This window comes from Thorsellia anophelis DSM 18579, from assembly GCF_900111395.1.
GTDB lineage: Bacteria > Pseudomonadota > Gammaproteobacteria > Enterobacterales > Thorselliaceae > Thorsellia > Thorsellia anophelis.
The window spans coordinates 227,757-238,718 of record NZ_FOHV01000002.1 but is presented as its reverse complement, the minus strand read 5'-3'; the positions used below and the strand labels follow the sequence as shown (position 1 = coordinate 238,718).

Sequence of the window (10,962 nt, the reverse complement as noted above, 5' to 3'; positions counted from 1 at the left end):
AAAAAGGTTGTTCACATAAACTAGTTAAAAAATAACTTAAACCATTGAAAAAAATTTATTTAATGTTAAATATATTAAATAATGTTAAGTTAACTCCAATGCTGTCAACTTTCTGGGAGGGTACTCTAGGGTTATTAGACACCAAGCGTAAAGATAGAATCTTAACACTTTTAGCGAAAGCACCTGACCAACTCAGGTAGCTTCAACATCCATAATCAAAAAGGCGAATATTGGAAGGTTTGTTGCTTCTACCAAACCTTGAATCGCATTTCAGCAAGATCTAGCTGAATTACAATCCATTTTCCGTTCTTGCCATCAACAGCTAATGATACTTCAAGCCAAGTCTAAATCCAAACTATTGCTCGATTTGAGATAGAGTTACCTATAATTCCTTGCAATTTACGTTCCATAGGCGTAATTTTCGTATTCCTGACTCTCGCACCAAATAGGAAACACAGGAATATCAACATTCTCGCATGAATTTAATTCATGCACTAGGGGCTATTACGCCAATTATAAAGCGCTATGGTAGCTGATTCCTTAGTGATAGCTACATGCTTCTGGAGAAACTCGATATTATCATTTACCGAAAACTCCAAATTACAAACGTTTTCAATGACTGCTTTTAAATTTCTAAATGGTATTTCATTAATAGAATACAAACTGTTCTTTCTGAACCACCCTTGATCCCTAGCATAAAGTCGTGCAATCGATGCATAAAAGTACTTTGAGAAACACTTTAAAAATCGGTTATTTAGCTCTTTTTTTATAATAGATGACTCTACAGGGATTTGGTATTTATTCAATATTATACCGATTTCAACTACGTAGTCATCTACAACAATATCTTTGTATGCGCAGCTAGGTGTAGTGTAGAGCATCCTGTCTACCTGAACAACCTTACCGTCCTCAATCAAAGCATCTAGATAAAATGCAGCATGATTACTACTTTTGCTCTTCAGTAAGTTAGCAATAGCTGTTTTTGTTAAAGGCCTCTCACTTCTATTCATTGCCTCAATAATTACATCTTTTTGTGTAATATTTTTGAAGCCTTTTTTCAACCCCACGGAATCGGATTGTGAACGACCATAAAAGTAAAATCCATAATCTTCGCCGAAATGCTTTACCAAGTGCCTAATTATAAAATAATCGTATGCCTGTAGCCCAGCGGAAGCTTGATAGCATTCCATCAAATGAAAAACGTCTCTGCAATCTGATTGAGCATATTCCATCACCGATATAAATATATCGTCCAGCGATATTGATTCAACATCAATAAATCTTGTATGTCTATATACACCCTTACCGGCCAAATATATGTAATCCGGCAACTTAAAAGCCTCATTATCTAGGCGATCCTCGTAAATATCAGTCCTAGAATAACATCTAGCATTCACCAGTCTAGCTACATCCAACCAAGGCAGACCACCCTCAAGATGAAATAAAATACATGCACTAGCCTCAGCTTTTCCAAGCTGCCTCGGCCAAATATTCTCGCCATCAATAAGCAAGACGCCACGCTTCTCCAAAAAATAAATAGCGTTATCGATATTTTTAATTTCACTTAAATTTAGTTGCGAAATGTACTCTCTAATATCATCAAGATGGAGTGGCGCACCATTTTCCGCAAAAAGAATATTTAATATAGTTTTGTCTAGCTCAGGGTAAACATACTCAAAAAGATTAGTCTGCCCACAAATCAAGCTTAAAAAATCGTAAAAGTCCTTTTCCTCTGTGAAACATGAGAAAACCTTATTGAATTTAGTGCGAAAACTGCTGGATAGCTCAGGCTCTATAAGCTGCCACATAGCCTTCGGATGAATACGCAAATGCCGAATAAAACTGCTGTTTATCTTTGATTCTTTTTGACGTATCCTCTCTCTTGTAACATCAAAGTTAGAGGCTATCTGCTCTAATGTCTGCTTGTCCTCTACAAATCCCCAGCGTTTTTGGGCAATGTCGGCCTCATCATCTTCAATTCGATCAATGAAATTATCGACATCCTCCAGCAAGATTTTTTCTGCTTTTTCAATTGGGACCATACTAAATACCTTTGGGGAGATTAACGAAGATTCAAATTCCTGATAGTTAATATTGCCTGCTAAAATAGACTCAATTTCTTTTCTAACAACATCTCTGAACTCAATCAGACAATGTACTATTTTTTCTCCAAAGCCCGGTAAAGCAAGCAACTTACTCCGATTAAAACTAAGAATGTCATCCAAATTTTCTGCAACATCCTCAGCACCAATGTATCTAGCGTACTTCTCCAACGCTTTAGCAAATTTTTGGTCTACCCCTCCCAAACATAGCCTCATATTACTGGTATCTACTTTTCCAAGATTAATTTTATTATCAGAAGGTGCGTAATTATCAACCTCAATATCAATCTCATCCGCAGTATTGGCTAATATTTTAAGCTCTTTAAAGGCTTCCACATAAGATAATCCAACCCCAGGAAGACAAGCAATATCAGAAGTGCTCAAACTAACAAGATCACCCAAAGTTTCACCAAGATGGAATGATTCATGAAATGAACTGATATTTCTTAATCTTTTAACCAGTTTCGAAAATCTATTTGGCAATATCAAATCATCAAGCCTTGTCACGAGCGAGGGTATTTTTATTATCCCCAAATCAAGGCTGATATCACTTCCAATCTTTGATTTAATCATATCGTTATCACTATTATCAACATGACCAACGCTCTCAGTGTTATCTTTAAATTCACTACAGGTATCCCCGCTAGGCGAAAATTCCACACCAAATAACCTAAGAAAGTCAGCAAAGTAAACGTTCCTTTTTAACAGCATGAAATCATCCATGCTCATATCTTCGATAATCTCCCACAAGTCCCTTTTTTTGGGCAAAGTGTCAGCATTATCACATAGAATCGACTTAATTAACTTTTTTACAGCACTATCCAAATTTATTTGGCGGATATCAATAGTAACAAAATCCATTTTCTTAATAACTCTTTAATTTCTTCAAAAACACAGAAATAGAACTGTATTTCTTTATAATCTCATCTCTTTCAGCGTCAGAAAGCTTTTTCACATCTAAACGAGATAATAAATTATTTCTGTACTTTTCGATTATTGGGCAAGGAGATGGAGCGCCAGAAATTGAACTGTTTTCTCCTAAATTAGTAGGGACATTCGGCGTAACTTCGCGGATAAATTCACTTGCTTCAGGAATCAGTGTTTTAATATCCTTCTCAGTAAACTCATTTAGATGATTCACAGTAAAATGAACTGCAATTGCTTTCAAACTAGGTTCCAGTTTATAATCTTCATAAAACCCACTTATATATTTTTTCATCCTTAAGATCATTTCCTGTTTGTCGAAATCACCATCAAATGCGGCTGTTAAATAGCCATAATAAGATCCAAAATGAGTAGCTATCTGATCTAAGCCCACGTCCTCTAGGCAATTCTCTATATTTGAAATATCTGGAATTGACTCATTTATCTCTTTGTACCGTCGCAGCTTTTCCAATAACAATTCACGACTATTGAGTTCTAGCTTCATATTCTCGATCAATTTGAGGACTTTCGCCGCTTCTTCACTATATTTGACATCCAGTGCCATATCGTGAAAGACACTATTTACTTCCGGCTCCTCCGCATCATCAATTAGATTTTCTCTATCAACAGGCATTCTATCGATAGACCTAGAAAGCTCTTTCACCTCGTTAAGCCTCTCAAGAGACCCTACAAAATCCAATACATGGACATAGTCTTTATTGGGTGTTTTTCTTAATCCTCGCCCTAACTGTTGAAGCCAAATGGTTCTGGAGCCCGTATACCGCATAAAAATAAGTAGATTTGTTTCTGGAATGTCAATGCCCTCATTAAATAGGTCACACACCAATATATACTTAACATTTCCCTCCCTAAAACTTCTAATATTTTCTCTTCTTTCCAGATCCTGCATTTTTGAATGTACAAGAGTAGCAGATCCGAGCTGAAAAAAACCTATAAGGTGGTACATGTGGCGGATGTTTCTACAGAATACGATTCCCTTTACTCTCTGTATCCCCTGTTCTTCAACAGTTTTCTCAACAATACGAACAACTTCCTGATCTTTTTTATGCAAGAATAATTTTTTATCCAAATCAGAAATGGATAGCCCACTTTCTAATTGATTAATTTTATCCTGATCAAGATCATCAAGAAGGACGAGATATCTAGGAAATGCCAATTTCTTATGCTTTAAAGCCCAAACCAAATCGAATTTACCAATATGCCCATCTGCCCCACCAAAAAAAGATATTACATCTTTGTTATCTGCTCGATATGGCGTGGCGGTTAAACCAACCAGCAGTTTCGGCTTAAATAGGGTGACAACTTCGGAATATGTTCTTGCCGCCGTATGGTGCGCCTCATCGACAACGATAAAATCATATGAATTATTGCATAGACTCCCCAGTTGGCCATACAACGTATCGAATGATGCAAATACAAAATCTGTGTCCTCTGGCTTCGTTCCAGAAAAGCAGGCAGAGAAACTGTAATTCCCAATACCTAAGACATTTTTAAATGCAGTAACTGACTGAAGCAAAATTTCCACTTGATGAGCAAGAAAGAGAATCCGTGGTCGCTCAGATGACTCATGGATTAGCCTCTTTATTAGATGAGCTACTGTATAGGTTTTCCCCAAACCTGTAGCCATTTCAATCAAAATCTTATTTTTTCCTGCATTATATTTGTGCAAAGCTTCATCAATGACATATTGTTGGTACTTCCTTGGTTTAATATCCCGACCAATTTCTGAGTGTTTTACTACCCAAAGATTCTGTAACTCATCTCGATCAATAAGCTCTACACCTAAGCGTAATGCTCGCGCTTTAACTTCTGAGGTGAAGTATGAATTGGTAACCAATATCTTGTTAGACACATTTGCTAACTTAGCACCTGTAACAATTTGGTTTAGGGCTTTTACGTCAACTGTAGTGCTCAAATTCCGTTGCTTAACTTCGATAGCAAATCTTCTCTTTCCTTTGTAAGCAAAGATATCCACACCACCATCACCGTATTTAAATTCTCTTCCAACTCTTGTAATTTCAGCATCCGACCAACCGGAGGCAAGAAATAGGTCCCTAACAAAAATCTCGAAATCTGCAGGTGCTAACTGGTCAATATCTTTAAAGTCTTTTACCATTTCAATAGCCTCTTAGTCAGCTTAAATCGTTTAATCAGATTATTCAATTTCAATGTCAACGTTTAAAACGTCGTGATAGATGCTTAGGGTTTAGTCCTACGGCTTTCAAACACCGAGTCAGATTGCACATTTTGTTAAATTCCGCACCGAAGCTGCTTCGCAACCACCCTTCACAAAACTCTTTTGCTGTAATGTTCCTCAGATCATTATCGTATTTGATCATTTGCAGATAAAGTTCAGCTGTATATTGATTACGAGGAGCATCCGCTAGTACCTGCTTGATTCGCTCGCAAATCTTGTTTTTATTCATTTTTCAGCCTGTGCGATTCTAGGCACTTGACAATTTAACTGATTTATATAGAAAATACATCAACCTTAATTAAACTATATATCAATCACTTACACTCTGCCTGATGGCGGTATTTCTTTATCAAACGGCCGGAGAATCTGAGCGGATTCAGTGTTAGAGGGTAGAACTGCCCCTTCTGGCGGCGCCCTATCAACACTGGCCATCTGTAAGCCTTTCTGCCGCACATGAAAGGCGATTTGCTGCCAGCGACGCAGCCACTGCTCTTCCTTTCGCTTGAAAGCTTCTAGCTCCTCTTTGAGACGTTCTACCTCGACCTGAAGCTCTTCAGCCTCTTTAGTTACCAGTTCTTTAGTTTTTACCAGCCCGCCTGAAAGAGCACGTTTAGCGTTATTATAAGCAGCCTTAATCTCAGATTTAGCTTGAAGCGATTGGCGACTAAAGCCAAAACGTTCTTCTAGCACAGCCCAAGTTAGTTTTGATCCAAGCTCGCCCAGTGCCCAGCGATCCAAATCAGCAACAATTGTTTTGATGTCACTATCAGACATGCGTCTAAAGCGCTTAACCATGCTCTATCTCCTTTAGATATTGTTCGGGATCAAAGTGCTCAACCCCGTTTGCGGCCAGTTGGGTAGCCAATGTTTTGAGTTTTTTATCGTTATGGGCTAGCCAATCAGCGCTTTTTTTCGGCTTGTTGCTACTCATTTGCTTTTCAGCATTTTTTCGTGCAAGCGCAGTAAGGGCATACTGGCGCTTTTGCTCATCCAGACGTCCCTTATCGTCTTTAACCCAAACGTAGTCTTTGCAGATTGCCGAACATTGCAAATGACGTTCACAGGGTGTTTGAGAGAAATTGTGGATACAGATTCCAGTGCCAACATCATGTACAGCCTGAATTCGCGCTTTCAGAATAGCATCCTGAACTTCTACCGGAACAACTTTGATTTGCTCAGCTAACTGCCCACTTACCAAGCCTTTTTTGATGTCTTCGCGGAGCATCAGCGCTCGTTTTTCGCGAGAAGTATGCTGGTATGCTTTGGTATCTTTTGGGTTAGTACGACCAAACCATTCGGTTTGTAGCAGGTCGCTTAACCCGCCCTCATCCAGCAGGGTATTAAGCGTGTGACGGAAATGATGACTGGTAAAATCCACCTCGATACTTTCTGAAGCGTATTCGGCGGCAAGTTGTGCAAAATAGCGAAGGAAGGTAGTAAACATGGACTGGCTACAACTCGTGGCCAGCCAATGAGCGTAGCTTCCACTGGAAAGTCCAAGAGGACGAATGAATAAAAGATCTTTTAGGTAATATTCTTTACCAAATTGGTCTGTATGGAAAGCAGATAAATATGCTTCAAAGAAATCACGCAAACAGTATTCAATCAATCCACTTTTGTAAGTGTAAAAAATGGGATTTGCAGGCTTAGCTACCTGCCTGGTTAATGTGTTATGATCTGGCCACGCGAGTTTTTGTTTCCTGAGCCAACCTGTTGCGCCCAAAACAGTGTGACTGATTCCTAATTCAGTCAAATCAGCTGCATAGAGCTTTTTATCTTCAGGTATACTATCCAAAAACCTTAGGTCTGGACCACCTACTTTATACATTTCTTCTGCTGTTAAACGCGCTTTAAATGTAATTTCCGCCAACTCAACGAGTACATCACCAACGATGGGGGCCACCTCTGACGGCAAGTAAAGCCTTCGTTTTGGTGTAAATACGTCACCACGACTTGCCTTTCGCGGAAAGTATTCGATATAGCGGTTACCTTCGTCATCAGAAGACAGCTGCTGAGCGGGTAATAGTGAAATTTCACTAAACCGCCTTCCTGTGGAAGCAAGTAGTGTCAAGATCAGAATATAGAAACGATACTTATGATCTTTGGGAACGTTTAAGTACAGTTCACCAATGACTCGAAATACAGCGGGATCGACCAGTTTGTCTGACTTCGTCTCCATAACCTCAGGATCATCTAACCTTTTATGATTTATTCCTCCAGTGCCAGCTGGACGCTTCATTTTTGCATATTTGTACTGTAATAAAACTCTGCACAAACCATTGGCATCACAGTGTGCCGCAAACTCTGCAACATGCTTGTGAAGATTGTAGGCGGTGGTATCACTGTAGTGTTTTGAGATTAAAACAGACGCATTATCCAGTGCTTCAGGCGTAAGCCTAAATAAATCCTGCCCTAGCTGTTTAGCTGCAAATGACACATATCCAATAGCGGTAATGAAATTACGCTGATTCGGTGCTGATTGATGCTTTCTGTGGAACCTGAGCACAAATAACGCTTTGGCAACCAGTTCCCAGCAACCGTCTAGTGACTCTGAATCCAGCTTCGGAGATAGCGAAAAACTAAAAGAGGCTGATTTCGTATTTTTACCAGTCAACCTGACTAGGCGGCCTGAAACGACTTGCCACTCGGGGGCATCCCAAACGACAGACTCAAACCCTTCTAACTTCATTAGCTTTGCTTTGCTGGCTAAAGATTTGAGGTTTTCATTCCTGTCACGCTCAAGACGATCAACGAAAGGAATAACCTTGGCCTTGCGGTTGGAGCGACCATCAGACATTACGCCCCCCTTCCTCACATAGTTTGGCTACTTGTGCTACCGCTGCGATTACCTCATCAAGCTGTATGCCTAATCGCGCATTATCGTACTTCTTCAAACGCTCTTCGCGTCCAGCCAGCAAACATTCCAAAACATGCTCGTGATTAGCGTGCCGATAAGGCTGAAATTTTGGACACAAATAACATGAGTAGGGCGGATCAAGGTGACAAACACTGGATTCGCCACACACACCAATATCAGCTTGATCTGTAGGGTTTTGCTCATCGATAAATATTAGATGCTTATCACCTCTTTCACCATTGACAGCATCTTCATCACTATCGATTAGCCTACCGTTGAAAAAATTGAGGTACTTCGAGAAGCCTTTCGCGGTTGCTTTGTCTAGATGTTCAACAATTCTACCAGCCATTTCAAAATAGACATGCACGTGCTGGGTATCTGTGTGATCAAGGATCCTCGCCAGCTCACGCTTACTGATCCCTTCAGCAGCCAAGCCTGTCGCCAATGTGTAGCGCAACCGTCTCGGAGTTACGCACATTAACTCACCAGTGAGCGGTGAGATAATATTGTGGCGTTTTACGAACGCACTGAGTAAACGTGATATATCGCTACTCGTCAGGTTAAATACGTTATCAATATCTTTGGATAAAATGGCCGCTTTATTTCCATTTCTGTTAATTAGCAATGGTCGCTTTTCTGGAATAACAAAGGCTCTATTTGCAAAACTCAGCGGCACCAATTTACTGATTTCTATCAACTGCTCAATCATGGCACCAAAATGTGGATCAAGATATTCAACCAAAAGATCGTCTCTTGGATTTACAAATCGTTTTTTAATTCTCGGCATGCGAATGATGTAGCATGGGTCATCACCTAAGGGAGCCAGCCGTTCAAAATCAGACTCTCGGAGAAATGTTAAGTTAGCAGGGTTTCGCCCAAATGCTATGGAAAGGGCAACTACAACCCTCTGCTGCAAATGCTCTAATGTTCGCCCATCATCTGATTTAAGTGCATTGATTAAGAGAGGTAGCTCAAGAGACTTGTGCAGAGGGCCACTTTCGGGATCTTCCATCCGAACAGCTTCACCTTTCGGATTCCCAGGCAATTCTAATGCCTCAAGTTCTTGCGCATAAGTTTCCGAAAAACCATATTCTGCCTTGTTGTCAGCGCTCCAGATGTACCACTGTATGGGCCTGTACATTGCCCATAGCCTTTTTCGTGAGCGAGCGCGATTAATAGCGGTTTCAAATAGATCTATTAGATGCGACTCTGAATCAACTTTAGATGCAGGGCTCCCCCAATATCTCAGAACCTCTCTCCAGACATCCTGATATGCAACATAGCCTGCATGTGTTGATATTCGTTTAAGTTGTTCGGCAACATGGTCTTTGAGCGCTTCTCTGATTTCGGGATTGATTATCTTTGTGAAATTCAGGGTTGAATTATCCCTCACAGAATACGGCAATCTCCAAGTATCACCGGATATATCAACTGCTTTTCCTTCACGGGTAATTAATTTTTCTATCTCAGGACAATACCGCTCGATAGCCTGTGGTTTCGATAATCTTATATTCACTCTAGCTTCTTCCCTGACATTATTTCAGCCTGATACCGTTTCAGTGACTTGATTGCTTGCTCTTCCACTTCTTGGGCTATGTATATATCTTGTGAGTCCAAACTACTATCGCCACGCAGCAAGGCTAAAGCTTCTCTCCTGCGCTGCTCATCCATTCCTGAAGCACGCAATACCCGCTCAAGCCGTGATGAGAATGAATGCCTGAGAGACTTGGCCGTTAAGTTTTCAGGAAGGTGGTCAGCGTATTGCAATCGCAACAACTGAAAAAACTGTGTAATTGAGGATTGCGACAAAGGCGCCCCCTCATCACTCAAGATTAAATAGTCTGATTCGTATTGGCTTTTACTTTCAAGCACTTCACGCCAAGTAACAATATACTCATTCAAAGCCAATTCAAGAAGCCTATTTTCAACCGGAATGACTCGGCCATTGCGTTTTATTTGAGGCCTCGGTCGCCTTAGATCAAGCGGGTCCGCTGGCCTACGTTCAACCTGTATCGACGAAATCGGACCAACCTGGACATCCTCCACCCTGAGACTAAGCAGCTCACCTGGCCTTAAACCACAAAATAACATCAGCCCAACAGATACATAATTTCTGAACTTTACAGCAGAATCTCTTCCGAACCCTTGCTTAGCATCGGGGTGCAATACCGCAAGCAAGAAATCAACTTCAGCATCATTTAGCCCCTTTTGAAGACTCTTTTTGACTGGTGTTGCAGACATAAAGCTACCATCAAGAGTTTTTAGCAAAAATGACTTTCTCTCCCTTAAACGCTCATAATCCAAGGAAGATAGAGGTAGCTGACTAGTCAGTACGTCCATGCACCAACTGAAAAATAGTCGGATAGTTGTTAGCCTTTGATTAAAGGTATTAGGCGCTACTGCTCTTATATGCCCATTGGCCTGGTCGATTCTTAACGCCTCGACCAAACTACCTTTTAATTCCGCTTCGTTGAACGAGTTTTGAGCCAGTAATCTAGCAGATAGGTCACAATTTGATTTGTCCAGCCAACGATAGAGCACTGACAGTTCTCTCAAATTCCGAACCAGTGTATTGGTACTAAGGGATCGCCTAGAAAGGATAAACTCATTGGGTAATACAACAGGCATACCAGAAGTATCTAGCATCATTGGTATTTGTTCACCCGTTTTGTGTGTGACTAGCTCTATTTTCATTACATCACCTTTATTGACAAAACAAGCATAACCCAAAAACTCTAAATTTACAATATAATAAATTATACGATTTCTTAAAATACCAAAATCATTAAAACAAAAAAAGCCCTTCAAATGCTTACGCACTAAAAGGGCTATATTTACAATTAAATTACTTTAAAAACAAT

Annotated in this window: 7 protein-coding genes; all 7 read right to left on the bottom strand. The window is 40.2% G+C overall.

Going from position 1 to position 10,962, the window contains the following annotated elements; translation table 11 throughout:
- Nucleotides 1-494 precede the first annotated feature (494 nt).
- Nucleotides 495-2,963 carry a sigma factor-like helix-turn-helix DNA-binding protein gene (locus BMW37_RS02185; RefSeq protein ID WP_093317417.1) on the bottom strand — a complete coding sequence of 823 codons (2,469 nt, stop codon included), beginning with the start codon at nucleotides 2,961-2,963 and terminating at the stop codon, nucleotides 495-497.
- Between the two features lie 4 nt (nucleotides 2,964-2,967).
- A complete protein-coding gene (locus BMW37_RS02180; protein ID WP_093317414.1) occupies nucleotides 2,968-5,163 on the bottom strand; it encodes a DEAD/DEAH box helicase family protein in 2,196 nt (731 codons plus the stop codon).
- A 55-nt stretch (nucleotides 5,164-5,218) separates the two neighbouring features.
- Nucleotides 5,219-5,473 carry an HTH-like domain-containing protein gene (locus BMW37_RS15435; RefSeq protein ID WP_093317411.1) on the bottom strand — a complete coding sequence of 85 codons (255 nt, stop codon included), beginning with the start codon at nucleotides 5,471-5,473 and terminating at the stop codon, nucleotides 5,219-5,221.
- An 89-nt stretch (nucleotides 5,474-5,562) separates the two neighbouring features.
- A complete protein-coding gene (locus BMW37_RS02170) occupies nucleotides 5,563-6,039 on the bottom strand; it encodes a protein kinase (RefSeq protein WP_093317409.1) in 477 nt (158 codons plus the stop codon).
- The gene (locus BMW37_RS02165; protein ID WP_093317406.1) at nucleotides 6,032-8,041 is read right to left on the bottom strand and encodes an integrase; all 2,010 of its coding nucleotides are present in this window, start codon (nucleotides 8,039-8,041) and stop codon (nucleotides 6,032-6,034) included. Before BMW37_RS02165 ends, BMW37_RS02170 begins: the two co-directional genes overlap by 8 nt.
- On the bottom strand, nucleotides 8,034-9,617 hold the full coding sequence (locus BMW37_RS02160; protein ID WP_093317403.1) for a site-specific integrase: 1,584 nt from the start codon (nucleotides 9,615-9,617) through the stop codon (nucleotides 8,034-8,036). The genes BMW37_RS02165 and BMW37_RS02160 overlap by 8 nt, the downstream gene beginning before the upstream one ends.
- Complete coding sequence (locus BMW37_RS02155) at nucleotides 9,614-10,795, bottom strand: tyrosine-type recombinase/integrase (protein ID WP_093317398.1); 1,182 nt, start codon at nucleotides 10,793-10,795, stop codon at nucleotides 9,614-9,616. The genes BMW37_RS02160 and BMW37_RS02155 overlap by 4 nt, the downstream gene beginning before the upstream one ends.
- Between the last annotated feature and the right edge of the window lie 167 nt (nucleotides 10,796-10,962).

What these genes read in the sequence shown, in the direction of transcription:
- BMW37_RS02170 (WP_093317409.1), bottom strand. Translation starts at nt 6,039, where the DNA reads ATGGTTAAGCGCTTTAGACGCATGTCTGATAGTGACATCAAAACAATT.
- BMW37_RS02165 (WP_093317406.1), bottom strand. Translation starts at nt 8,041, where the DNA reads ATGTCTGATGGTCGCTCCAACCGCAAGGCCAAGGTTATTCCTTTCGTT.
- BMW37_RS15435 (WP_093317411.1), bottom strand. Translation starts at nt 5,473, where the DNA reads ATGAATAAAAACAAGATTTGCGAGCGAATCAAGCAGGTACTAGCGGAT.
- BMW37_RS02155 (WP_093317398.1), bottom strand. Translation starts at nt 10,795, where the DNA reads ATGAAAATAGAGCTAGTCACACACAAAACGGGTGAACAAATACCAATG.
- BMW37_RS02180 (WP_093317414.1), bottom strand. Translation starts at nt 5,163, where the DNA reads ATGGTAAAAGACTTTAAAGATATTGACCAGTTAGCACCTGCAGATTTC.
- BMW37_RS02185 (WP_093317417.1), bottom strand. Translation starts at nt 2,963, where the DNA reads ATGGATTTTGTTACTATTGATATCCGCCAAATAAATTTGGATAGTGCT.